20 protein-coding genes are annotated in these 23,606 nt (G+C 72.6%); 7 read left to right on the top strand and 13 right to left on the bottom strand.

Features of this window, described 5'->3' with window-relative positions; genetic code table 11:
- Positions 1-5: 5 nt before the first annotated feature.
- Positions 6-1,913, bottom strand: coding sequence for a translational GTPase TypA (typA, locus tag BN39_RS00555; protein WP_019200391.1), 1,908 nt, complete (start codon positions 1,911-1,913; stop codon positions 6-8).
- 182 nt (positions 1,914-2,095) lie between these two features.
- Between typA and BN39_RS00560 the strand changes: the two genes are divergently transcribed.
- Complete coding sequence (locus BN39_RS00560; protein ID WP_019200392.1) at positions 2,096-2,293, top strand: hypothetical protein; 198 nt, start codon at positions 2,096-2,098, stop codon at positions 2,291-2,293.
- Here BN39_RS00560 and BN39_RS23630 read toward each other — a convergent pair.
- A complete protein-coding gene (locus BN39_RS23630) occupies positions 2,290-2,517 on the bottom strand; it encodes a hypothetical protein (protein WP_019200393.1) in 228 nt (75 codons plus the stop codon). The genes BN39_RS00560 and BN39_RS23630 overlap by 4 nt on opposite strands.
- Before the next feature lie 170 nt (positions 2,518-2,687).
- Here BN39_RS23630 and BN39_RS00570 point away from each other — a divergent pair, with 170 nt between their 5' ends.
- Entirely contained in the window at positions 2,688-2,933 is a 246-nt protein-coding gene (locus BN39_RS00570) for a hypothetical protein (protein ID WP_148281376.1), read from the top strand.
- A 15-nt stretch (positions 2,934-2,948) separates the two neighbouring features.
- Here BN39_RS00570 and mgrA read toward each other — a convergent pair whose 3' ends face one another.
- Positions 2,949-3,998 (bottom strand): L-glyceraldehyde 3-phosphate reductase, encoded by a 1,050-nt coding sequence (gene mgrA, locus BN39_RS00575; RefSeq protein WP_040766269.1) that lies wholly within the window; start codon positions 3,996-3,998, stop codon positions 2,949-2,951.
- A 49-nt stretch (positions 3,999-4,047) separates the two neighbouring features.
- Here mgrA and BN39_RS00580 point away from each other — a divergent pair, with 49 nt between their 5' ends.
- A complete protein-coding gene (locus tag BN39_RS00580) occupies positions 4,048-5,052 on the top strand; it encodes a cation diffusion facilitator family transporter (RefSeq protein WP_019200396.1) in 1,005 nt (334 codons plus the stop codon).
- On the opposite strand, the gene BN39_RS00585 is transcribed toward BN39_RS00580, so the two are convergent.
- Genes BN39_RS00585 through BN39_RS00605 form a run of 5 tightly spaced genes read right to left on the bottom strand, consistent with a single transcriptional unit; the run spans position 5,049 to position 12,040 of the window.
- Complete coding sequence (locus tag BN39_RS00585) at positions 5,049-7,001, bottom strand: GMC family oxidoreductase N-terminal domain-containing protein (RefSeq protein ID WP_019200397.1); 1,953 nt, start codon at positions 6,999-7,001, stop codon at positions 5,049-5,051. The genes BN39_RS00580 and BN39_RS00585 overlap by 4 nt on opposite strands.
- Positions 7,002-7,005: 4 nt before the next feature.
- The gene (locus BN39_RS00590; protein ID WP_019200398.1) at positions 7,006-8,019 is read right to left on the bottom strand and encodes an ABC transporter ATP-binding protein; all 1,014 of its coding nucleotides are present in this window, start codon (positions 8,017-8,019) and stop codon (positions 7,006-7,008) included.
- Positions 8,020-8,053: 34 nt separating this feature from the next.
- Complete coding sequence (locus BN39_RS00595; protein ID WP_019200399.1) at positions 8,054-9,676, bottom strand: iron ABC transporter permease; 1,623 nt, start codon at positions 9,674-9,676, stop codon at positions 8,054-8,056.
- Complete coding sequence (locus BN39_RS00600) at positions 9,673-10,737, bottom strand: thiamine ABC transporter substrate binding subunit (protein WP_019200400.1); 1,065 nt, start codon at positions 10,735-10,737, stop codon at positions 9,673-9,675. The genes BN39_RS00595 and BN39_RS00600 overlap by 4 nt, the downstream gene beginning before the upstream one ends.
- A gap of 4 nt (positions 10,738-10,741) precedes the next feature.
- Positions 10,742-12,040 carry a glycosyltransferase 87 family protein gene (locus BN39_RS00605; protein ID WP_019200401.1) on the bottom strand — a complete coding sequence of 433 codons (1,299 nt, stop codon included), beginning with the start codon at positions 12,038-12,040 and terminating at the stop codon, positions 10,742-10,744.
- 126 nt (positions 12,041-12,166) lie between these two features.
- On the opposite strand from BN39_RS00605, the gene BN39_RS00610 reads away from it, so the two are divergent.
- On the top strand, positions 12,167-12,862 hold the full coding sequence (locus BN39_RS00610; protein ID WP_019200402.1) for a CPBP family intramembrane glutamic endopeptidase: 696 nt from the start codon (positions 12,167-12,169) through the stop codon (positions 12,860-12,862).
- 317 nt (positions 12,863-13,179) lie between these two features.
- Here BN39_RS00610 and BN39_RS00615 read toward each other — a convergent pair whose 3' ends face one another.
- Both BN39_RS00615 and BN39_RS00620 read right to left on the bottom strand, forming a co-directional pair.
- Complete coding sequence (locus BN39_RS00615; protein ID WP_051158785.1) at positions 13,180-13,917, bottom strand: hypothetical protein; 738 nt, start codon at positions 13,915-13,917, stop codon at positions 13,180-13,182.
- A gap of 221 nt (positions 13,918-14,138) precedes the next feature.
- Positions 14,139-15,341: an MFS transporter gene (locus BN39_RS00620; RefSeq protein ID WP_019200404.1), complete on the bottom strand. Its 1,203-nt coding sequence runs from the start codon at positions 15,339-15,341 to the stop codon at positions 14,139-14,141.
- Between the two features lie 69 nt (positions 15,342-15,410).
- On the opposite strand from BN39_RS00620, the gene BN39_RS00625 reads away from it, so the two are divergent.
- Positions 15,411-16,367: a LacI family DNA-binding transcriptional regulator gene (locus BN39_RS00625; protein WP_019200405.1), complete on the top strand. Its 957-nt coding sequence runs from the start codon at positions 15,411-15,413 to the stop codon at positions 16,365-16,367.
- Here the strand turns inward: BN39_RS00625 and BN39_RS00630 are convergent.
- Genes BN39_RS00630 through glgP form a run of 3 tightly spaced genes read right to left on the bottom strand, consistent with a single transcriptional unit; the run spans position 16,364 to position 21,059 of the window.
- Positions 16,364-17,689, bottom strand: coding sequence for a wax ester/triacylglycerol synthase domain-containing protein (locus BN39_RS00630; protein WP_019200406.1), 1,326 nt, complete (start codon positions 17,687-17,689; stop codon positions 16,364-16,366). The genes BN39_RS00625 and BN39_RS00630 overlap by 4 nt on opposite strands.
- Complete coding sequence (locus tag BN39_RS00635; RefSeq protein WP_019200407.1) at positions 17,686-18,594, bottom strand: ROK family protein; 909 nt, start codon at positions 18,592-18,594, stop codon at positions 17,686-17,688. The genes BN39_RS00630 and BN39_RS00635 overlap by 4 nt, the downstream gene beginning before the upstream one ends.
- Complete coding sequence (gene glgP, locus BN39_RS00640) at positions 18,591-21,059, bottom strand: alpha-glucan family phosphorylase (RefSeq protein ID WP_019200408.1); 2,469 nt, start codon at positions 21,057-21,059, stop codon at positions 18,591-18,593. The genes BN39_RS00635 and glgP overlap by 4 nt, the downstream gene beginning before the upstream one ends.
- Positions 21,060-21,232: 173 nt before the next feature.
- On the opposite strand from glgP, the gene BN39_RS00645 reads away from it, so the two are divergent.
- Both BN39_RS00645 and gap read left to right on the top strand, forming a co-directional pair.
- Positions 21,233-22,405 (top strand): ROK family transcriptional regulator, encoded by a 1,173-nt coding sequence (locus tag BN39_RS00645; protein WP_019200409.1) that lies wholly within the window; start codon positions 21,233-21,235, stop codon positions 22,403-22,405.
- 153 nt (positions 22,406-22,558) lie between these two features.
- On the top strand, positions 22,559-23,575 hold the full coding sequence (gap, locus tag BN39_RS00650; protein ID WP_019200410.1) for a type I glyceraldehyde-3-phosphate dehydrogenase: 1,017 nt from the start codon (positions 22,559-22,561) through the stop codon (positions 23,573-23,575).
- The last annotated feature ends 31 nt before the right edge of the window (positions 23,576-23,606 follow it).

Below are 23,606 nucleotides of genomic sequence, written 5' to 3' on the forward strand. Positions count from 1 at the left end.
AGGGATCAGCCGGCGGACTGGTCGCGCGACTTGGCGCGCGAACGCTCGCGGGCGCGCTCGGTGGCGTTCAGGTGAACCTTACGCACTCGGACGACCTCGGGCGTGACCTCGACGCACTCGTCGGCGGCGCAGAACTCCATCGCGGCCTCGAGCTCGAGCTTGATGGGCTTGGCGAGGGTCTCCATCACGTCGGCGGAGGACTGACGCATGTTGGTCAGCTTCTTCTCCTTCGTGACGTTGATGTCGAGGTCCTCGGCGCGCGGGTTGATGCCCACGACCATGCCCTCGTAGGTCTCGGCGCCGGGCTCGACGAAGAAGGTGCCGCGGTCCGCCAGCTGGATCATGGCGAACGGCGTGACGCTGCCCTGGCGGTCCGAGACCAGCGAACCGGTGTGCCGGGCGCGGATCTCGCCGGCCCACGGCGCGTACTCGTGGAACACCGCGTTGGCGATGCCGGTGCCGCGGGTCTCGGTGAGGAAGTCGGTGCGGAAGCCGATCAGCCCGCGTGAGGGCACGATGAACTCCATGCGGACCCAGCCGGTCCCCTGGTTCGCCATGGTCTCCATCCGGCCGCGGCGATTGGCCAGCAGCTGGGTGACCGAGCCGAGGTACTCCTCGGGAACGTCGATGGTGAGGTGCTCGTAGGGCTCGTGCACCTTGCCGTCGATCTTGCGGGTGACCACCTGCGGCTTGCCGACGGTCAGCTCGAAGCCCTCCCGGCGCATCTGCTCGACGAGGATGGCCAGCGCCAGCTCACCGCGGCCCTGCACCTCCCACTGGTCGGGCTTGCCGATGTCGAGGACCTTGAGCGACACGTTGCCGATGAGCTCGGAGTCGAGGCGGGACTTGACCATCCGGGCGGTGAGCTTGTGGCCGGAGACCTTGCCGACGAGCGGCGAGGTGTTGGTGCCGATGGTGACGGAGATCGCCGGGTGGTCCACGGTGATGCGCGGCAGCGCGACGGGGTTCTCCAGGTCGGCGAGGGTGTCGCCGATCATGATGTCCTCGAAGCCGGCGACGGCCACGATGTCGCCGGCGGTCGCCTCCTCGGCGGGCTTGCGCTCGACGCCGTCGGTGGCCAGCAGCTCGGTGACCTTGGCGGTCGTGACGACGGGCTCGCCGTCGACCTCACGCATCCACGCGACCTGCTGGCCCTTGCGGAGGGTTCCGTTGTGGATCCGGACCAGTGCGAGACGCCCGAGGAACGGCGACGCGTCCAGGTTGGTCACGTGCGCCTGCAGCGGCGCCTCGGCGTCGCCCTTCGGCGCGGGGATGTGGTCGTGCAGGATCTGGAACAGCTCGTCGAGGTTGTCGGCGCCGGGGACCTCGCCGTTCGCGGGGGCGGTGGTCGACGCCTTGCCCTCGCGGCCGGACGCGTAGACGACGGGGAGCTCGAGCGCGAGCTCGGCGGCCTCGGCCGCCTCGTCGGACAGGTCGGAGGCGAGGTCGAGGAGCAGGTCCTGGGCCTCGGTGACGACCTCCTCGATACGGGCGTCGGGGCGGTCGGTCTTGTTCACGACGAGGATGACGGGCAGCGACGCGGCGAGCGCCTTGCGCAGCACGAAGCGGGTCTGCGGGAGCGGGCCCTCCGAGGCGTCGACGAGGAGGACGACACCGTCGACCATCGACAGGCCGCGCTCGACCTCGCCGCCGAAGTCGGCGTGGCCCGGGGTGTCGATGACGTTGATGACCGTGGTGCTGCCGTCGGCGTTCACACGGTGCACGGCCGTGTTCTTCGCCAGGATCGTGATGCCCTTCTCCTTCTCCAGGTCACCCGAGTCCATGACGCGGTCCACGAGTTCGGCGCGCTCGCCGAACGCGCCGGACTGTCGCAGCATGGCGTCGACGAGCGTGGTCTTCCCGTGGTCGACGTGCGCGACGATGGCGACGTTGCGGAAGCTGGGCTGAGCCACGTTGGTTCTCCTGAGGTGGATGTCGTCCGCGCGCACGTGAGTGCTCACGCGGACACGAAGAAGGGGGCGTGCGGGCACGCCTGGTCGTCCCCAGGTTACTCACCGATCGGCCCGGGACCCGCATCGTGGCCTCCGGGTGTGACGATTCTCCATCGGGCATTAGGTTGCGCTAACCTATCTACGTGAGTAAGACCAAGGCGCACAAACTCGTGGGCCGCAAGCCCAAGAAGAAGTGCTGCCGCAAGAAGACGCGGTGCGAGCGGTGCCCCGTGGTGATCCACAAGCTCAACCGCCTGGCGGCGGACGGCGCCACCAAGAAGGAACTGCAGAAGTCCCTGAAGTCGGTGCGCGCCAACCCCGGCCGCACCCGCGCGGCCTAAGCGCCGGGCTCCAGCAACGCCCACACCGCCCCCGGGTCGGCGGCGGTCGCGACCGCGCGTTCGAGGCCCTCCCTGTCGACGGGGAGCGATCTCAGCCGCTCCACCAGGGCGGGAACGTCGTGCTCGTGCCCCGCCGACGGTGAGATCTCCACCAGGAAGACCAGGGCGCGCGCCCTGTCGGCATCGGTGTCGCCGTCTTTGGGGCGCCGCAGCGCCGAGGTCAAGGCGCGGTAGGCCGCGGCGTCGTCGTTCTTGAAGCCCTGCAGGATGCGGGCGTTGTCGAGGGCCTTCGCCAGCCCGGCGAATCCGGACGAATCACCGGTGAGCCGACCCCACGTCCGTTCCGTTGCGGCAATGCGCGCATAATCGCCAAGCGCGAAGGGAGGATCACGAAGTGTCTGGCCATTTGAACGAGTACGTATCCGCGATCAGCAACGCGATCAGTGCCGTGCGCGGATCCGCCGCCGACATCTCCGGGAGGTCGTCCGCGCCCCTGAGCCTCGCCGAGGGCGAGATCGCGGAGGTGATCCGCGAGGGCAACGCGGCCCTGCAGCGCGCCGAGAGCGCGCTCACCGAGGCCCAGGCGCGGTACGCCGAGGCCGGGATGCTGCTCAGCGCTGACGCCGCCGCGGTGCACTGATGCCGGGCGCGGCCGTCAGACCGACTCCGTCGCGCCCCGCCAGATGTTGACGTCGCCGTCCACCGCGAACTCGTCGATGGCGGCGAGCTCCGCAGCGGAGAGCTCCAGGTTGCCGGTGGCGCCCACGCTATCCTCGAGCTGAGCGACGCTGGAGGCGCCGATCAGGGCCGACGTGACGGCGGGATCGCGCAGCACCCACGCGATGGCGAGCTGGGCGAGCGTCTGCCCCCGCGCGGCGGCGATGTCGTTGAGCCCGCGCACGCGGCGCAGGTTCTCCTCCGAGAGCATCCCGGCGCCGAGACTCTTCCCCTCGGCGGCCCGCGAACGCTCGGGCACGCCGTGCAGGTACTTGTCGGTGAGCAGCCCCTGCGCGAGTGGCGAGAAGGCGATGACCCCCATCCCCTCCGCCGCGGTGGTCCGCAGCAGGGCCGGATCGCCGCGCTCCACCCACCGGTTGAGCATCGAGTACGACGGCTGATGGATGACGAGCGGCGTGCCGAGGTCGCGCATGATCTCCTGCGCCCGCGCGGTGAGCGACCCGCTGTACGAGGAGACGCCCGCGTACAGCGCCTTGCCGGCGCGCACCGCCTGGTGCAGGGCGCCCAACGTCTCCTCGAGCGGAGTCTCGGGGTCGGGCCGGTGGTGGTAGAAGACGTCCACGTAGTCCAGGCCCATGCGCTGCAGGGACTGGTCGAGCGATGCGGTCAGGTACTTCCTCGACCCGCCGAATCCGTAAGGGCCCGGCCACATGTCCCACCCGGCCTTGCTGGAGATGATCAGCTCGTCGCGGTAGGGCCGGAAGTCCGCGGCCAGGATCGTGCCGAAGTTCCGCTCCGCGCTGCCGGGCGGCGGCCCGTAGTTGTTCGCCAGGTCGAAGTGGGTGACGCCGAGGTCGAAGGCGCGGCGCAGGATGTCGCGCTGGGTCTGCAGCGGCTTGTCGTCGCCGAAGTTGTGCCAGAGCCCGAGCGAGACGGCCGGCAGTTTCAGGCCGGACTCCCCCACCCGCCGGTACGGAACCGACTCATACCGCTGCGGACTCGCGACGTACGGATCGAATGCACCCATGGATCCCATCATGCCCGCCGGTGCGGCGATCGGCCTAGCATCAGGATCCATGGCCACCGACGACCGGCGGGCGAGCGACGGCGCGCAGTCCGAGAGCATGCTGACCGTGCTGATCGCGTTCGCCGCGAACATCCTGATCGCGATCGCGAAATCGGTGGCGGCGGTGTTCACCGGGTCGGCGGCGATGGTCGCGGAGGCGGCGCATTCGTGGGCCGACACGGGTAACGAGGTGTTCCTGCTCATCGGCGCGCGCCGCGCCGAGAAGCCCGCGGACGCCTCGCACCCGTTCGGCTACGGCCGTTCCGGATACGTCTGGTCGATGTTCGCGGCGTTCGGGCTGTTCAGCGTCGGTTCGGCGGTGTCGGTCCTGCACGGCGTGAGCTCGTTGGGCGCTCCCGAGGAGCAGGCCGATTACGCGTGGGGGTACGCGGTTCTCGCGATCTCCTTCGTGCTGGAGGGCATCTCGTTCCTGCAGGCGCTGCGGCAGACCAGGGCGGGCGCCGAGGAGCGCTGGCTGCATCCGCTGCGGTACGTGCGGATCACCTCCAACCCGGTGCTGCGCTCGGTGTTCGCGGAGGACCTCAGCGCGCTCATCGGCATCGTCGTCGCCGCGAGCGCGATGGCGCTGCACCAGATCACGGGGAATCCGGTGTGGGACGCCGTCGGGTCGATCGCGGTGGGCGTGCTGCTGGGCTTCGTGGCGGTGTTCCTCATCCGCCGCAACATGGACTTCCTCACCGGCGAGGCCGCGACGCCCCTCGCCCGCAACGTCACCCTCGCCGCGCTGCTCGCCCACCCCGACGTGCGGCAGGTGAGCTTCCTGCACATGGAGTGGGTGGGCGCCGACAAGCTGTTCCTCGTGGCCGCGGTCGACATCGAGGGCGACCTTCCGGAGTCGCAGGTCGCGGCTCGGCTCGCCGCGATCGCGGACGAGATCGACGGGTCGCCGCAGATCGCGCGGGCCCTTCTCACCCTCACCCGCCCGGGCGACACCACCGCGCTGCGACCCGAACCGCTCCCGGATTGGTATCTGCCGCTGGAGGACCGGGACTAGCGGCCGATCCGCGCGGCCAGCCGCGACGCGTTCATGTGCGCGATGGCCTCGATGGAGATCATGGGGTTCACCCCGCTGGGCGTCGGGAAGCAGGAGGCGTCGGCCACCACCAGGTTCGGCACCTCCCACGTCGCCCCGTCGGGGTCGACGGCGGAGGTCTCCCGGCTGCCGCCCATCGCGGCGGTCCCCATGATGTGCAGGGCGATCATCATGCACCGCGCGGGTGCGTAGCCTTCGCTCCGCGCCGCGGCGGCGAACGCGTCGAGATCGCCCGGCAGGTCCACGGACACCCGGTTCTGGTGCGCCGTGCGGACGGACCTCGCGCCCGCGGCCGCGAGGATCCGCGTCGCGCCCTCGACGCCGTACTGCATGTGCTCGGCGTCCCGCTCGCTCAGGCGGTACCGCACGACGGGCTCCCCGTCGCGCCCCACGGTCACCCGCCCGCTTCCGGTGTCGCGCACCAGGACACCGATCTGCGCGGTGTTCCGCAGGGCCCGCATGTCGGCGGCGTGCTGCGCGGCGGAGTGCCACGGCTGGAACAGGGTGACGGCTCCGGGGTTGGCGGGACCGGTCTCGTAGATGACGCCGTAACCGTTCCCGTCGAGGTCCGCGTGTTCGGTCGAGTAGCGGGTCTGCAGCCCACCCTCCCAGGGACGCACATCCTCGTCGAACACGCCCGCGACGGAGGTCACCGGGTGCAGCCGCAGGTTCTCGCCGATCCGCTTGTTGCGCAGACCCGATCGGCGCAACAACGGCGGGGTCTGCAGGGAACCGGCGGCGACGACCACGGCCTTCGCGGCGACCGTGACCGGCGCACCGTCGGCCGTCACCGCCTCCACCCCGGTCGCCCTGCCGCGCTCGACGATCACCCGCCGCACGTCGACGCCGACGGCGATCCGCGCACCGTCGGCCACGGCGTCGTGCAGCCACGTCTTGGCGGTCGACTGCTTCGCGCCGAGCCTGCAGCCGTACCCGCAGCGGCCGCATTCGACGCCCTGATCGCATCCGATCACGTTGCGGGGCATGGCGTCGCACTGCCACCCGAGGGCGCGCAGTCCGCGTTCGAGGATCGCGTCGCGCGGTGAGGGCGCGTTGTAGTCGGTGTTGACGCCCAGGCGGCGCTGCACCGCGTCGAGCGAGCGGGAGAACTCGTCGCCCGCGAACTGCTTCGCGCCGTGCGCCGCCCACTCCGCGCGCACGTGGTCGGGCGTCGCGAACGACGTGCTCCAGTTGACCACCGTGCCGCCGCCCAGGGTGCCGCCCGCCATGAACGACGAGAACTGCCCCTCGGCGGAGATCGCGGGCGGCCCCGCGTACAGCGAGGTGAGCGCGTCCAACTCGCCGGCGCCGAAGTCGCGGTCGTCGTGGTAGCCGCCGCGTTCGAGGACCAGCACGTCGAGGCCCGCGGCCGCGAGCACGGCGGCCGCCGTGCCACCGCCCGCACCGGATCCCACGACCACCACGTCGGCGGTGAGCGCCGCGCCGCCCGCGGGCGGCGCTAGCACGGGCAGCGGCCGCTGCGGCGCGCCGGGCAGCGGTCCGGGCGCCTCCGGATAGTCGAGCGCCGCGCGGGCGGCGGTGTTGTCGGGCGCGATGTAGTACGCGCCGATCACCAGCGAGCGCAGGCCCTGGAACACGGTGCGCACCGGCGCGAGCGGGGATTCGCCCCAGCCCAGCAGCACCCGTTCGCGGCGGGCGTGCGGCAGCGCCGAGAACCGTCGCGGCCCGATCCGGTTCACGAGCCCGAACGCGCGGGTGTCCCACACGTCGAGGAACGCGCGGAGCTCGCGCAGTTCCCGCGGCAGCATCTTGTGCTGCGCGGTCCGGGAGACGGCGGCGAGGAAGTCGATCTCGCGGGCGGCGGGGACGCCGTGCCCGCCGGGGATGAGGGTGTCGGCGATCGAGAGGAGGGCCCGGGCCTGCCGGGGGCTGAACACGCTGTCGGTCACGGCATCATCCGATCACGGCCACGCGGCGGGGGTTGAGCGCGACGTGCACGGTGTCGCCGTCGCGCGGCGGGGTGTCGGCGAACGCCTCGGCCTCGAGTTCGTGGTGGCCGGCGGCGACGGCCACCGTGATCCGCACCCCGTCGACGGTGGGCACGGAGCGCACCACCCGGGCTGGTACGCCGCGCGCCTGGATGACCACGGAGCCTGGGCGCAGGCCCAGCTGGAACCGGCCGTCGGGGCAGTCGACCAGTACCCGCCCGAGCGCGCTGTCGGCCTGTCGGGCCTCGACGGCGGCGTCGACCAGGGCGGTGTATCCGAGGAACCGCGCGATCTCGGGCGTGCGGGGCCGCCGCCACAGCCTGGCGGGTCGGTCGACCTGTGCGATCTCGCCGTCGGTCATCACGGCGACGGTGTCCGCCAGCTCCACGGCCTCGCCGTGGTCGTGGGTCACGATGAGCGCGGGGGTACCGGCCTCGCGGAGGATGCGCCGTAGGTCGCCCGCGAGCCGGTCCCGCAGTTGCCGGTCCAGCGCGGAGAGGGGCTCGTCGAGGAGCAGCAGTCGCGGGCGCGGGGCCAACGCCCGGGCGAGCGCGACGCGCTGCTGCTGCCCGCCGGACAGCTCCCCGACGGGCCGCCCACCCGCGCCGGGTAGTCCCACCAGGTCCAGCAGCTCCTCCACGCGATCCCGGGCCTCGGCCCTCGCCCACCCCTGCCGTTCGAGCCCGTAGCGCACGTTCCCGGCCACGTCGCGGTGACCGAAGAGCTGGCCGTCCTGGAAGACCATGCCGAAACCGCGCCGGTGCGGGGGCACCCGGGCGAGATCCGCACCGTCGAACAGCACCGCGCCGCCGGCCAGCGGTTCGAGCCCGGCGACGGCGCGCAGCAGGGTGGACTTGCCGCAGCCCGACGGCCCGAGCAGTGCCGTGACGGGCGCATCCGCGGCGCCCACGTCGAGCGAGACCCCGCGCACCGCGGTCTCGTCGCCGTAGCGCACCGTCGCGCCGTTGATGCTCAGCATCGCTCCCCTCCCCGTCGAACGTCGCTCGTACCGTTCAGAACTCGGCCCTCCCGGATTCTCCCCGGCGCAGCCCCTCGACGAGGGCGATCACCACGATCGTGGCCGCCACCAGCAGCACCGAACACGCCGCGGCGAGCGCGGCGCTGTCCCATCCGGGCCTGCTCATGATCCGCCCGATCAGCACCGGGAGCGTCATCTGCCCCGGTCGCACCAGGAAGCTCGCGGCGCCGAACTCGCCAAGCGTGATCACGTACGCGAAACCCGCCGCGACGGCGACGGATCGGCCGATCACCGGCAGGTCGACAGTGGCGAACACGCGGGCCGGCGACGCGCCGAGCACCGCGGCCGCCTGCCGTTGCCGCGGGTCGACGGCGGCGAGTGCGGGTACCAGGACCCGCACCACCAGCGGCATGGCGACGAGGGCCTGGACGAACGGCAGCACGGCGGGCGACTCCCGCACGGCCGGGAACGACTGCAGCGCCAGTAGATAGCCGAACCCCAGGGTCACGGCGCTGACCCCGAGCGGCAGCATCACCACGGCGTCGGCGAACCGGCTCAGCACGCCGTGGGAGCGGGAGATCGCGACGGCCGCCAGCGTGCCGACCGCCAGGGCGATCGCGCCCGCCTGTGCGGCGGTCACCAGGGACATGACGAGCGCCTTCACGGGGACCACCCCGCCGAAATCGGCTGTGAGCCCGCGGTAGGCGTCGAGACTCGGCGCGCCGGAGGGATCCGGCCGCAGCGACCGCTGCACCAGCGCCGCGAGGGGGAACAGCAGCAGCACGGCACTCACCGGGACGCCCGCCGCCACGGCGATCCGCCCGCCGCGAGTGGGCCGGTGCCGGTGCGGCGCCGCACCCGCGGACGGCCTCGAGGCCCGCACCCGCAGGACGGCGCTGAGCGTCACGGCGAGCACCACGATCACGATCTGCACGAGCGCGAGCAGCGAGGCGGTACGCAGGTCGAAGGCGCCCACGACCTCCTGGTAGACCGCGGTCTCCAGGGTGCGGAACCGGCTGCCGCCCACCACGAGCACGATGCCGAAGCTGGTGGCGCAGAACAGGAACACCACCGCGGCGGCGGAGGCGACGGCGGGCAGCAGCGCGGGCACCGTCGCCGTGACGAAGGCGCGCAGCGGACCGGCGCCCAGCGTGCGGGCGGCGCGCTCGGCGCGCGGGTCCACGCCCGCCCAGACGCCGCCCACGATGCGGGCGACCACGGACACGTTGAAGTAGGCGTGCGCGAGGAGAACCGCCCACACGGTCTCGGACAGGCCGAGGAACGCGAGCGCGCCGCCGGGCCCGAACAGGGTGCGGAAGGCGACGCCGACGACCACCGTGGGGAGCACGAACGGCACGGTCGCGAGGACGCGGAGGATCCACTGCCCGCGGAACGTCGCGCGGGCGGTGAGCCAGGCCAGCGGAAGGCCCAGTGCCACGGTGAGCGCCGTCGACGCCGCGGCCTGCCACACGGTGAACCACACCAGGCCCAGCCCGCCGGCACCGGTGAATCCGTCCCAGGCACCGGGCCCGTCGGAGGTGAGGCCGCGCGCGACGATCGCCCCCACCGGCCACAGGAAGAGGACGGCGACGAACAGCAGCGGCGCGGCGAGGAGCGCGAGCCGCGCGCCGGAGCCCCGGTTCACCGAACGGCTCACCGGCCCATCAGTTGCCGCCACTGCCGGATCCAGCCGTCGCGCTCGTCGGCGAGGCGGTCCGGGGTCGTCGTGGCGGGCTTCGCCGGGACGGGCGCGTACTTCGCCCAGGCCTCGGGCAGCGGCACGTCGCGGGTCACGGGGTAGACGAACATCGCGTCGGGGACGGCGGCCTGCGCCTTCGGCGAGAGCAGGAAGTCGATCAGCTTGCGCGCCCCGTCGGAGTTCTTGGTGCCGCGCAGCACGCCCGCGTACTCGACCTGGCGGAAGCAGGTGTCGAGCAGGGCCCGGGTGGGCGGCGGCGTGCCGTCCGCACCGGCCTCGGCGGCGGGAGAGCTGGCGTAGGACACCACGATCGGCTTGGGGCCCTTGCCCGCCGACCCGGAGAAGTCCGTCGAGTACGCGGTGGTCCAGTTCGGCGCCACGGAGACGTCGTTGGCGCGCAGGCCGCCCCAGTAGTCTCGCCAGCCGTCGCCCAGGGCGGCGACGGTGCCCGCGAGGAAGGCCATGCCGGGCGACGCGGTCTCGGGGTCCTCGACCACGGTGAGGCCCTTGTACCGCGGGTCGGCGAGGTCCTGCAGCGTCGCGGGCTCGGGCAGGCCCTTGTCCCGGAAGTAGCGGGTGTCGATGTTGACGCACACGTCGCCGTAGTCGACCGCGGTCAGTTGGGGCATCCCCGCGAGCGCGTACTGCTGGGCGCCGTTCGCCGCGGCGGGCGAGACGTACTCGTCGAAGACGCCGGCGCGCACCGGGCGGGCGGCGTAGGTGTTGTCCACGCCGAACGCCACGTCGCCGGGCGGATTGCCGGGGGTCAGCGACAGCTTCGTGGCGAGCTCGCCGCCGTCGCCCAGGGTCACCGTCTTCACGGCGAGGCCGGTCTCCTTGGTGAACTCCGCGAGCACGCCGTCGGGGAGGGAGAAGCTGTCGTGGGCGACCAGGGTCACGGACCCGTCGGCCGACGGCGCGTCGCTCGAGCGCGAGGGCGCGGTGTCGGTCGCGCAGCCGCTCAGCGCGAGGGCCGCAGTGGTCACGATCGCGATGCCGAACCGCCCGAGGTTGTTCATCGGCTCAGACTACGGCCCGCAGTTCCCGTCGGTGCGCGAGGATCAGCCCGGCGAGCGCCGCGGCCGCGATCGCTCCCTGGGCGAGGCAGAAGGCCCACACAGGGCCGCTCTGGACGCCGAGGGCGCGGAAGCCCTTGTCGGCGATGTGCACGCCGATGTACCCGATCACGGCGAGCACGACGGCCACCACGGTGGAGTGCGGCGTGTAGGCGGCGCCCGGGGCGCCGAACCCCGCGCCGCCCCACCGGCCGAGCGGGCCGTGCACCACCCAGATGAGCAGCGGAACCAGCCACACCCAGTGGTGGATCCAGGAGATCGGGGACACCAGCAGGCCGAGGAACTGCACCAGCACCAGAGCGATCAAGACGTCGCCGCGGCGCACGACCCACCACGCGGCGAACAGCACCGCGGCGGCCACCGCCACGGCGGCGATCCAGGCCGGCCCGTTGCCCACGTCGTGGCCGACGAACCGGGAGATGACGCCCCGCAACGCCTGGTTGTCCGGCTTGTCGGGGGCGCCGATGGGGCCGGTCTCGCCGATCAGCTCGGTGAAGTAGCGGCGGGTCTCGGTGGGTAGGAAGGCGTAGCTGACGGCCACGGTGGCGCCGAACGCCGCGGCGGAGAACGCGGCCGCCCACACGCGCCCGCGCGCGAGGAGGAAGAGCCCGCCCACGGCGGGGGTCAGTTTGATGCCGGCGACGAAGCCGACGAGCGCGCCCGCGGCACCGTCGACCCTCGCGGGCCGCAGCGCGAGGGACGGGTCGGACGCCGTCCGCGCCAGGAGGTACGCCGCCCACACCCCGATGGTCATGATCACCACGTTGATCTGCCCGTAGTCGAGGTTGGTGCGCACGGGGTCGATCCACAGGACTGCGCCGGTCCACAGCAGCGTGTGGTCGAGTGACGTGTCGCCCAGGCGCGACGGTTCGCCGCGTGCGGCGGCGAGGATCGCCAGGCACATCCGGACCGTGAGGAACATCAGGCCCACGGTGAGCACGAACCACAGCACGGCGACGGCGGGGAACGGCAGGAATCGGAGCGGGAAGAAGAACAGGGCCGCGAACGGCGGGTAGGTGAACGGCAGCGGCTGCTGGGGCGTGTACTCGATGAGCGCGAAGTCGTACAGTCCGCCCTCCGCCACGCGCTGCGCGGCCTCGTAGTAGACGCGCAGATCGACGAAGTTGGAGTTGTGTTCGCCGGCGAAGATCCACACGATGCGCGCAATGACGGCGAGAGCGAAGGCTGGAAGCGCCACACGGCGCAGCCGGCCGCGGGACGCCGGCCCGGAGTGGTCGGACGTCACGGGCTCACACCCTAACCATCGTCACACTCGTTGCGCGAACCGCGGCCGACCTGGACAGTGGATGAGGTGACTTCAGCCCAGCCCAGCACTCACGACCCGTCCGCCCTGCGTGCGACGGTGTCCGGTGTGCGGCCGTACGTCGACGTGGCGGTCGTCGTGGCGGTGCTGGTGGCCACCAATCTGGTGGCGCATTTCACGGGCAGCTGGGCCGCGCTGGTGGCCGTCCCGATCTCCGCGGTGCTGCTGATCGGCATCGCGCGGCACCGCGGGCTGGATTGGCACGAACTCGGCCTGGGCCGCGAGCACTGGCGCTCCGGCGCGAAGTACGCCGCCGCGGCGGTGCTGCTGGTGGTCACCGTGATCGCGATCGGCGCGCTGCTGCCGGCGACCCGGGGCCTGTTCCTCAACGACCGCTACGCCACCTTCTCCACCGCCGTCATCGCATCGATGGTGATCATCCCGCTGCAGACGGTGATCCCCGAGGAGCTCGCCTTCCGCGGGGCGCTGCACGGCACCCTGTCGCGCGCGCTGCGGTTCCGCTGGGTGATGGTGACGGGCTCCCTGCTGTTCGGCTTCTGGCACATCGCCTCGTCCCTGGGCCTGACCAGCGGCAACGCCGGGCTCACCAAGATCCTCGGCGCCGGCCCCCTCGCCCAGATCGCGGGCATCGCGGGCGCCGTCGTCGCCACCGCGTTCGCCGGCTGGGTGTTCACCTGGCTCCGCGCCCGCAGCGGTTCCCTCATCGCGCCCATCGCGCTGCACTGGTGCCTCAACGGCGCGGGCGCCCTCGCGGCCGCCTTCGCCTGGCAGCTCCTCCGCTAGCCTCCCGCTCCCCCCACTCGCGGCCTCCCTATAGGGAGCGGCGTCTCCCCATGACGCCGGTCATGGGGAATGCGCGCCACCGGTGGGGAGAGCCTCTCCCGCTAGGGTCGGCCCGACGGTGCGCGGCGGCTCAGCCCGGGAACCGCGGAATCGATCCGATGACGCCGGCGTTGTGCAGTTGTTTCGTGAGGATCCGGTAGAAGCGCTCGCGACCGACGAGGTCCTCCCATGTCCAGTGGCAGACGCTCATGCCGATGGTCGCGAAGTCGCTGTCCCGCCTCTTCTCGTACCGCCGCCGGTCCGCATCGGACTCGTACTTACCGTCCCCGTCGAACTCTCCGACCAGTCGTCCCCACCGGAAGTCCGGGTAATAGGTCCGCCCACCCGCGACCAGGGTCTGCTGCAGGAGCGGCGCGGGCAGCTTCCACTCGATCATCCGCGCGCGACCACGATTCCCCCACCGATTCGCTGCACTCCACCGAGTCGGCGAGCGCGCGGAGCATCGTCTCGCGCCCGGTCCGGCGCCCGAGCCCGTCGATCACCCGCACCAGGTCGTCGAGCGGGACCGTCGGCCGATCCCCCGCGGACGGGAATCGCGGGACCAGGCGCGCACCGTCGAACACCGCGAGCGCCTGCTCGTAGGTGCCTGCGAGCGCGAGGTCCACCGCGGTCCGCGCCAGGGACGTCACGGCCAGGCCGTCAAGGGTCACCACGTCCTCGGCGGGCAGCGACCGGGGGTGCACGTGCCTGCGGCCGCTGACCAGTCCGCCTTTGTGCCGCTCGTCGATGGTGGTGTGCACGCGCGAGTAGTCCGGACGCTGCAGGGGCAGGCCCCAGAGCACCGCGGCGCTCTGGTGGCTCAGCACGCCCCACCCGCCGACGGTCGCCGCGGCGCGCACCATGCGCTCGTACTCGACCCACGGCGGCCCGGGCGGCTCGTCGGTGTAGATCGTCCGCCAGAGCATCCGCAATGTGTTCCGCCTGATCGCGCGACGGATCCCGCTGTGCGTCCACCCCTGCGCAAGCAGCAGGTCCCGCGTCAACAACTCCCCCATGTCGCGATCGTGCCGCACCGGTCCTCCACGACGAGGGTCCGCGACGCCGTGACGGACGGGTCTCTCCACAGGACCGCGGTCATCCACAGGCCGCGCCGTCGACCCGCATCGAGTTCTCCCCATAGACACGACGCTCTCCCCTTGACGCCGGTCATGGGGAATGCGCGCCACCGGTGGGGAGGGCCTCTCCCGCTAGGGTCGGCCCGACGGTGCGGGGCGGGTCACGCGGAGCGGGCGGGCTCGCGGGCGGCGGGGGCGACCACGACCGCGACGGCGACGGCGACCAGCACCACGATGAGCGCGTAGAGCAGGGTGATGTACTCCCCCAGGGCGCCGATGACCGGCGGTCCGGCGAGGAACGACAGGTAGCCGATGGTGGAGACCACGGAGACGCGGGCGGCGGCCATCCGCGGATCATCGGCGGCGGCCGACATTCCGACGGGGAAGCCGAGCGACGCGCCGAGCCCCCAGAGCGCCACGCCGGGGAAGGCGAGCCACGTGGGTCCGAAGATCACCATCGCCAGGCCCGCGAGCGCGAGGAGGCCGCAGGCGCGCAGGGTGGCGACACGGCCGTGGCGGTCGAGGACGCGGGTGCCGGCGAGCCGGCCGATGGTCATGAACGTCACGAAAACCGCGAAGGTGACGGTGCCCACGGTCTTCGACGTGCCGTGGTCGTCGACCATCGCGAGGGCGAGCCAGTCGTTGGCGCTGCCCTCGGTGAGCGCCATGCCCAGCACCATGAGGCCGATGAGGAGCGTGCGCGGTTCACGCCACACGGCGAGTCGCTCGCGCCGCGACACCGGGGCGTGCTCGTCGGCGTCGTGCGCGACGTACGGCACGTGGCGCAGCGCGAACCAGCCCGCGATCAGCAGCACGGCGTTGACGCCGATGAGGTGCGGCAGGAGCGGGATCTGCGCGGCTTGGGCCGCGGCGGCGGTGAGCGCGCCGATCACGGTGCCCATCGAGAAGGCGGCGTGGAAGGCGGGCATCACCGTCTTGCCGAGGGCGCGCTCGTTCTCGGCGCCGGAGAGGTTCATGCACACGTCGGTGATGCCGTGCGCGAGGCCGACGATCACCAACACGCCCAGGGTGGCGGCGTAGACCCCGGCCTGGGCGGAGGCCGCGGCGGCGATCATCGACACCCCGAGCAGCGGCAGCGTCACGGCCATCACCCGGCGCGAGCCGAACCGGGCGGCGAGGGCCCCGGAACCCACGAGGCCCACCACCGAGCCGACGGCCAAGCCGAAGGTGAGGAGGCTGACCTGCAGGGTGCTCACGCCCAGGTCGTCACGGACCTGCGGGAGCCGGCCCAGGTAACTGGCGAAGGTCAGGCCGCTGAGCGCGAAGATCGCGAACACCGCGTTCCGCCATGCCGTGACGGACGCTCCCGGCGCCGCGGTGCGCTCTCGGAAGTCCACGCTCATACTCACCCCTTCGAAACGTTTCGATTGCTGTTGCTAGGCTAAGTCCCCATGGCAAGAGGGTCAAACCGTGTGACGCTGGTCCACGTCGCCGAGGCGGCGGGGGTCTCGCTCTCCACCGCATCGCACGCGTTCGGGGTGGACAAGCCGATCAGCGAGGCCACGCGCGCCCGCGTGCTGGCCGCCGCGGCCGAGCTCGGATACGAGGGGCCCGACCCCCGGGCACGTTCGCTGCGCAGCGGCCGGACCGACATCGTCGGCGTGCAGATCGACGACGAGGCCCGCCGCGCGTTCCGCGATCCGGTCATCATCGGCATCCTCGACGGGGTCTCGGCCGCCGTGGCGCCGGGTAACACCTCGGTCCTCCTGATCCCCGACTCCGTACCGGAGGAGCGCCTGCGCGCGCTCCCGGTCGACGGGGTCGTCGCCGCCGGCTGCTCGGTCAACCTGGACCTGCTGCGCGAGGTGATGGAGCGCCGCGACGTCCCCGTGGTGACGGCGGGCAATCAGGTCGACGACCGCGGCTGCATCGGGGTGGAGAACCGCGCCGCCACCCGCCTCCTCACCGATCACCTGCGCGGGCTCGGGCACCGCGAGGTCGGCGTCGTCCGCCTGCCGCCCGGCACCGTGGAGGCCGCCCGCACCGACGGCGCCCTCTCCGCGTACCCGGGCGCACCCACCGTCGCCACCTCCGACACCGCCATCGACGAGGGATTCCGCGCCGCCGGCCCGTTGCTCGACGCGGGGGTCTCGGCGGTGATCGCGCAGTCCGACCTGCTCGCCGTCGGCGTGGTCCGGGCCGCCGAGAGCCGGGGCCTCCGCGTCCCCGAGGACGTGTCGGTGGTCGGCTTCGACGGCATCCGGGTGGACGGGTTCACGCGCGCGCTCACCACGATCCGGCAGCCGATCGTGGAGATGGGCCGGATGGCCGCGGAGGCGGTGCTGGCCGCGCTCGACGGTGCGCCCCTCCCCAACCGCGCCATGGACGTCCAGTTCGTCCGGGGGGACACGACCGGGCCGGCGCCTTAGGCCTGACGGGCGTCGAGCGCCTCCGCGAGGATCGCGGCGTAGGCGTCCGGGTCGGGCACCGCGGTGCGGCTGCTGGTCACCGAGATCGCGACGGCGTCCCCCAGTCCGTGCACGCCGTGGGTGAGCCCCATGGCGGGCGACAGTGCGGGGAATCCGGCGGTGAACGCGGACCTCCCGCCCAGCAGCCGGAGGTCCGCGGGGCCGCGGTTCACACTGGACAGCACCGTGGTCCCGGCCATCAGCTCCGGCCGCAGTCCGGGGTCGAACGCGTGCACCCCGAGCTGCGCGAGCACGGCCGGGGAAGCGTCGTCCGCAGCGCCGACGGTGCGCCACAGGCCGCTTCCGGCGCGGCGGCGGGCACCGTCGAGGGCGGCGGCGATCCGGGCCGGCCGGTCCTCCGCCGGGATGCCGGGAAACAGTGGCACCGACACGTTCCCGAACGCGTTCCGCTCGTCGCCGCGCGGCGGCCGGGCCACCATCACCTCGGCGCAGAGCCGTTCGGGAACCGCCCCACCCCGGCGGCGCAGGTACCGCTCGACGGCGACCGACACCGCGGTGAGCGCGCCGACGGTCACCGTCGCCGTGCCCGCTACCCGGGCACCCTCGCGCACCAGCATCCGCACGTCCCGCGATTCGTCGGGCCGCGCGTTGAGCACCGTCGGCGGGCAGCCGGGAACGGGCTCCGGGAGCTCGCCCGCGCGGGTGCGCCGATCGATCTCGGCGCGCGCTCCACCGACCCCGATGCCGCGGGCGACGGTGCGCGCCAACGCGATCGGCAGGCCCGCGAGCCCGCGTGCCGCCCGTACCGGCGCCGGCGGCGGTGGGGGTGGTACCGGCTCCGGGCCGGGCGCCTCGGCGCCGAACAGCCGCCGCGCGATGTCGGCGGACCGGCGCCCGTCGGCGAGGACGTGCGCGATCTGCAGCACGACCACGGTCGCCGTGCCGGCGCACCGGGGAGCACCCGCGACGTGCGGGAAGACGTGCAGCCTCCAGGGCACGACGGTGGCGTCCACCTGCCGGGCGAACAGCCGGGCCACGGCCTCCGGGACGCGGTCCCAGTGCCGCGCGACCCCCTCGCGCACGTCGATCACATCGCACGGCGCCCAGGCGGGGTGCTCCAGTCCCAGCGGGGCGGGCGCCACCCGGAGCCGCAGGTCGGGCACCGAGGGGGCGCGCGCGATCACCTGGTCGGCGACCTCCGCGGCGGAGGGCGACGGCGCGCCGCCGTGATCGAAGCAGTAGAGCAGGAACTGGTCGCTCGGTATCACCGACGACGCCCAGAACGCTCGGGCGTCGCGCGGCGCGAGCAACCACCGGGTCACGGCAGCAGATCCCTCCGGTACACCAGGCCGGCGGCGCCGATGAGCGGCGCATCGGATCCCAGGCCCGCGCGCACGACGCGCGCGGCAGCCACGTAGGGCAGCGGATGCGCGGAGACGACCTCCTGCACCTGATCGACGAGATCGTCGGCGACCCGGGAGAATCCGCCGCCGATCGCGACCACGGAGACGGGGACCAGCGCCAGCGCGCTGCCGATCCCCTGCCCCAGGGCGTCGGCGCACCGTCGGACCGCGGCCACCGCGAGCGGGTCGCCGGCCCGGTAGGCCTCGCCCAACTCCTCCCCCGTCGTCCCCGGGAATCCCTGGGAGCGCGCCCATTCCACGATGTGCGGGCCGGACGCGACGGATTCGAGCATGGTGGTGCGCCCCAGGCAGTCCCCGCCCGTGACACCGGAGAGTTCCACCTGGCCGATGTGCCCGGCGTTGCCCCCGAGTGCGCGGCCGCCCACCATCAGACCGCCGCCGATCCCGGTGGAGACGACCATGCCGAGCGCGTCGTCGTGTCCGCGCAGGGCCCCGAGCCAGTACTCGGCGAGCACGATGGCGACACCGTCACGGCGGAACTCGACGGGGAGGCCACCCGCGGCGTCGGCCACGGTGTCACGCAGCGGGAAGCCGTGCAGGGCACGGAGGTTGATCGGCCGGACGGTGCCGGCGGCCTCGTCCACCGGGCCCGCGGCGGCGAGCCCGACGCCCTCGATCTCGGCTCCGTCCGCGGCCGCGAGCGCGTCCCGGACCACCCCGGAGACGTGCTCGGCGAGCTCCTGCACCGTGGCCTCCGGGCCGGTGGTCGCGCGGCGCCGGGTGGCCTCGACGACCGTCCCGTCTGGCTCGACCACAGCGGCGGCGACCTTGGTGCCGCCGAGGTCGACGGCGAGGACGCTCATCGCGCGTACCGGACGAGGCCCAGTTCCGCGGGGCCCGTGAGCAGCCGGTGCTGCGGGAGGACGCGGACGGCGTAGCCGAACCGGCCGACCCGGCCGGGGAGCACCGCCCGGTAGCGCTCACCGTCGAAGTGCAGGCGGACGGGCGTGCCGCCCACGACGTCCCCCGCCTCGTCGACGCCGCCGATGACGGCCTCCACGCGGACGTCGCCGTCCTCCAGGCCGCCGAGGTCGACGTCGGCGGTGAGGTCGACCCCGTCGGGGATCACCCGCGCGGTCGCGGCGCCGACGCGCACGCCGTCCCACGCGGCGCGGACCTTGGCGATGTAGTCGACGAGCTCGCCGATGAGCGGCCGGGTGGCCCGCGCCGACCGCGCCGCGGGCCGGTAGTAGTCGGTGGCGTACTCGCGCACCATCCGGTCCGCCGCGACGTCGGGACCGGTGACGGACAGCGTGTGCCGCACCTTGGCGAGCCAGCGGGCGGGCGCGTCGTCGGCGTCGCGGCGCTCGTAGAAGGTGGGGACCACGTCGTGTTCGAGGATGTCGTACAGCGCGTCGGCCTCGATGTCGTCGCGGCGCACCGGGTCGATGCCCACCGCCGACGGGATCGCCCAGCCGTTCTGCCCGTCGTACAGCTCGTCCCACCAGCCGTCGAGCACGGACAGGTTGAGGCCACCGTTCATGGCGCTCTTCATGCCGGACGTGCCGCACGCCTCGAGCGGGCGCAGCGGGTTGTTCAGCCACACGTCGCAGCCGTGGTACAGGTATCCCGCCATACCGATGGAGTAGTTGGGCAGGAACGCGATCCGGTGCCGGATCGCGCGGTCGTCGGTGAAGGCCAGCAGTTGCTGCAGCAGCCGCTTGCCCTCGTCGTCGTGAGGGTGGCTCTTCCCCGCGATGATCACCTGCACCGGCCGGTCCTCGTCGAGCAGCAACGCGCGCAGCCGCTCGGGGTCGCGGAGCATGAGCGTGAGTCGCTTGTACGTGGACACGCGGCGCGCGAAGCCGATGGTGAGCACGTCGGGGTCGAACATGCGGTCCGTCCAGCCCAGTTCGGCGTCGACCGCGCCCCGCTCCCGCCACGCGGCGCGGGTGCGCCGGCGCACCTCCTCGACCAGCCGCGCGCGCAGCGTGTTCCGCAGGCGCCAGAGCGCGTCGTCCGGCAGGGACAGCGGATCGGAGGCGCGCTCGGTGATGAGGCGCTGCGCCCAGGTGCCGCGGTGCACGCCGTTGGTCACCGCGCCGATCGGCACCTCCGCCGGTTCGAAGCCCGGCCACAGGCCGGCGAACATGTCCCGGCTGACGGCGCCGTGCAGTTTCGAGACGCCGTTCGAGCGCTGCGCGAGCCGGAAACCCATGTGGGCCATGTTGAACACCCCGGGATCGGCCTCGGCGCCCAGCGCGATCACCGCGTCCAGCGGGACGGTGGGAAGCAGCGCGCACATCTGTGCACCGTCGCCGAAGTAGCGGCGCACCAGGCCCACCGGGAACCGGTCGATGCCCGCGGGAACCGGTGTGTGCGTGGTGAACACCGTGGAGGTACGCGCGAGAACGGTGGCCTCGTCGAAGCTGAGCCCGTCGGTCGCCATGAGCTCACGGATGCGTTCGAGCCCCAGGAAGCCGGCGTGCCCCTCGTTGGCGTGGAACACCTCGATGCCCGGATGACCGGTGAGGTCGCAGTAGGCGCGGGCCGCGCGCACGCCGCCGATGCCCAGCAGGATCTCCTGGCGCAGGCGGTGTTCCGCGTCGCCGCCGTAGAGCCGGTCCGTGACGGGCCGGAGGTCGGCGTCGTTGGCCTCGATGTCCGTGTCGAGCAGCAGCAGTGGGATCCGGCCGACCTCGGCGCGCCACACCGCGGCGCTGAGCACGCGGCCGCCCTCCAGGGGCACCGAGACCACCAGCTGGTGACCGCCGGAGAGCGTGACCGGCTTCAGCGGGAGCCGGCGCGGATCGTGCTCGGGGTACTGCTCCACCTGCCAGCCGTCGGCGGTGAGCGACTGCTGGAAGTACCCGTGGCGGTACAGCAGCCCGAGGGCCACCAACGGCAGGCCCAGGTCGGACGCCGCCTTGAGGTGATCCCCGGCCAGCACACCGAGGCCTCCGGAGTAGTTGGGCAGCGTCTGGCTGACCCCGAACTCCATGGAGAAGTAGGCCACGGCCTTCGCGCCGTCCTTGAGCCCGTCCGCCCACGCGGGCCGGCTCAGGTAGTCGCGGAGGTCGGCGTGGACCGCCCGGACCCGCGCGACGAACTCCTCATCGGCGCCCAACTCGTTCACGCGGGCCTGTTCGGCGCCGCGCAGGGCCTCGAGGGGATCGCGCGTGGCCGTCCAGGTGACCGGGGCGAGCGCGGCGAACAGGTCCTGGGTGGGCCCGTGCCACACCCAGCGCAGGTTGTGCGCGAGTTCGGCGAGCGGGGCGAGCGAGTCCGGGTACGCGGGCTCGACGGTGAAGGTTCCGGTGGCGTGCACGGCTGCCAAGCCTATTGGTCCGTCCGCCGCGCCGCGAGGTTACCGACCGGTCAGGTCCATCCCGGCCCGCGCTCCGCCACGCTCTGCGAGGATTGACGCGCATCCACCCGGCTGTGGTCACGCGACGCTCCCCGTCGACCGCGCCGCCCCTGCGCAGCGAGGAGTGACGAACCGTGCCGGAAGCCCGTCCCGGATCGCCGTCCGCGCTCCGGAACCGCAATCGCGACCTCGTGACCGAGGCGCTGCGCCGGCACGGCAGGCTCACCCAGGCGGAGCTCGCCCGGGAGACGGGCCTGGCCGCAGCGACCGTCTCCAACATCGTGCGCGCGCTCGTGGACATCGGCCGGCTCGAGGTGGACGACGGTCCGGGGCGCCGCCGCATCGTGCGGCTCGCGGAGGACGCCGGTTACGTCGTGGGCGTCGACTACGGCTTCCGGCACATCAACGTGGGGGTCAGTGCCCAGAACCGGGACCTGCTCTGCGAGCTCCGAGCGCCCGTGGACCCGCGGATCTCCGCCCCCGGCGGCCTGGCCGTCGTCCGGCGGCTGGTCCGTGACGCACTCGACCGGGCGGGAGTGCGGCGCGACGAGATCGTCGGCGCCGGCCTGGGGTTGCCGGTCCCCGTCGAGCGGGCGACGAGCAGGGTCGGGCTGCACGGCATCCTTCCCCCGTGGATCGGTGTGGACGCCGCCGCGCTCGCCACCGACGTGCTCGACCTGCCGGTCGAGGTGGCGGTGGACAACGACGCCAACCTCGGCGCGCTGGCGGAACGGCGCTGGGGAGCGGGGATCGGCGCGCAGAGCCTCGTCTACCTCAAGATGTCCGAGGGCGTCGGCGCGGGCCTCATCCTCGACGGCAGACCGTTCGCGGGCACCTCGGGTACCGCCGGGGAGATCGGCCACGTCGCCGCCGACGAGGCGGGCGAGGCGTGCCGGTGCGGTAAGCGGGGATGCCTGGAGACGGTGGCCTCGGCGCGGGCGGTGACCACCGCGTTGCGGCCCCTGCTCGGCGCCAGTCCCACGGTCGCGAAGGCCGTGGATCTCGCCCGCCTGGGCGACCGCGACTGCCAGGACGCACTGGAGCGGGTCGGGCACTACGCGGGCTTCGCGCTGGCCGACCTCTGCAACGTACTCAATCCGGAGCTGATCGTGATCGGCGGCGAGCTGGCGCAGGCCGCGCGCATCATCCTTCCGGCCATGCGGCAGGCGATCGATCGGCGCGCCGTTCCCACTGCGGCACAAGCGGTCCGGATCCGGGCCTCCAAGCTGGGTCCCCGGGCACACCTGCTGGGCGCGATCGCCCTGGCCATCGGCGGCTCCGGCGCCGCGCCGGTGTTCACGTCTTGAACACTCCGTCCGCGTAATCCTGAGTGATCCGGGCAACCGCTTCAAATACGCACCCACTTCGGTGCATCGTGGAGTCGTTGCAGCGCCCGTCCACGGCCCGGTCCACGCCTCGTGCGAATCCAGGCCACGAACGATTCCCTCAAAGGAGCACCCATGACAGTTCGCGTCGGCATCAACGGTTTCGGTCGGATCGGCCGTAACTTCTTCCGCGCGGTGGCGGCCCAGAAGGCTTTGGGCACCACGGACATCGAGATCGTGGCGGTCAACGACCTGACCGACAATCAGACCCTGGCGCATCTGCTGAAGTTCGATTCGATCCTGGGGCGCCTGGACGCCGAGGTGTCGGCGACCGGTGATGAGATCCGGGTCGGTGATCAGGTGATCAAGGCCCTCGAGGTGCGGGAGGGCCCGGCCGCGTTGCCGTGGGGTGATCTGGGGGTGGATATCGTGGTCGAGTCCACCGGGATCTTCACCGCCCGCGACAAGGCGCAGGGCCACCTGGACGCCGGTGCGAAGAAGGTGATCATCTCCGCGCCCGCCTCGGGTGAGGACATCACGATCGTGATGGGTGTCAACGACGATGCGTACGACGGCAGTCAGGACATCATCTCCAACGCCTCGTGCACCACGAACTGCCTGGGCCCGTTGGCGAGGGTCCTCAACGACGAGTTCGGCATCGTCAAGGGTTTGATGACCACGGTCCACGCGTACACGCAGGATCAGAACCTGCAGGACGGCCCGCACAAGGATCTGCGGCGTGCCCGGGCGGCGGCGATCAACATCGTGCCGACCTCGACCGGTGCGGCGAAGGCGATCGGGCTGGTGCTGCCCGAGCTCAAGGGCAAGCTCGACGGGTACGCGCTGCGGGTGCCGATCCCCACCGGGTCGGTGACGGATCTGACCGCGCAGCTGGCGAAGCCGGGCACCGCCGACGAGATCAACGCCGCGCTCAAGGCCGCCGCCGAGGGGCCGCTCAAGGGCATCCTCAAGTACTACGACGCGCCGATCGTCTCCTCGGACATCGTGACCGACCCGCACAGCTCGCTGTTCGACGCCGGGTTGACCAAGGTCATCGACGATCAGGCCAAGGTCGTGTCCTGGTACGACAACGAGTGGGGGTACAGCAACCGCCTCGTCGACCTCGCCGGCCTCGTCGGCAAGTCCCTCTGACACTTCCCCTCCCAGTTCAGGAGCACACGAC

The organism is Tsukamurella sp. 1534, from assembly GCF_000312385.1.
Lineage (GTDB): Bacteria > Actinomycetota > Actinomycetes > Mycobacteriales > Mycobacteriaceae > Tsukamurella.

What these genes read in the sequence shown, in the direction of transcription:
- BN39_RS00620 (WP_019200404.1), bottom strand. Translation starts at nt 15,341, where the DNA reads ATGAGCGTGGACTTCCGAGAGCGCACCGCGGCGCCGGGAGCGTCCGTC.
- BN39_RS00615 (WP_051158785.1), bottom strand. Translation starts at nt 13,917, where the DNA reads ATGGGGGAGTTGTTGACGCGGGACCTGCTGCTTGCGCAGGGGTGGACG.
- BN39_RS00635 (WP_019200407.1), bottom strand. Translation starts at nt 18,594, where the DNA reads ATGAGCGTCCTCGCCGTCGACCTCGGCGGCACCAAGGTCGCCGCCGCT.
- BN39_RS00600 (WP_019200400.1), bottom strand. Translation starts at nt 10,737, where the DNA reads ATGAACAACCTCGGGCGGTTCGGCATCGCGATCGTGACCACTGCGGCC.
- gap (WP_019200410.1), top strand. Translation starts at nt 22,559, where the DNA reads ATGACAGTTCGCGTCGGCATCAACGGTTTCGGTCGGATCGGCCGTAAC.
- mgrA (WP_040766269.1), bottom strand. Translation starts at nt 3,998, where the DNA reads ATGGGTGCATTCGATCCGTACGTCGCGAGTCCGCAGCGGTATGAGTCG.
- BN39_RS00580 (WP_019200396.1), top strand. Translation starts at nt 4,048, where the DNA reads ATGGCCACCGACGACCGGCGGGCGAGCGACGGCGCGCAGTCCGAGAGC.
- BN39_RS00590 (WP_019200398.1), bottom strand. Translation starts at nt 8,019, where the DNA reads ATGCTGAGCATCAACGGCGCGACGGTGCGCTACGGCGACGAGACCGCG.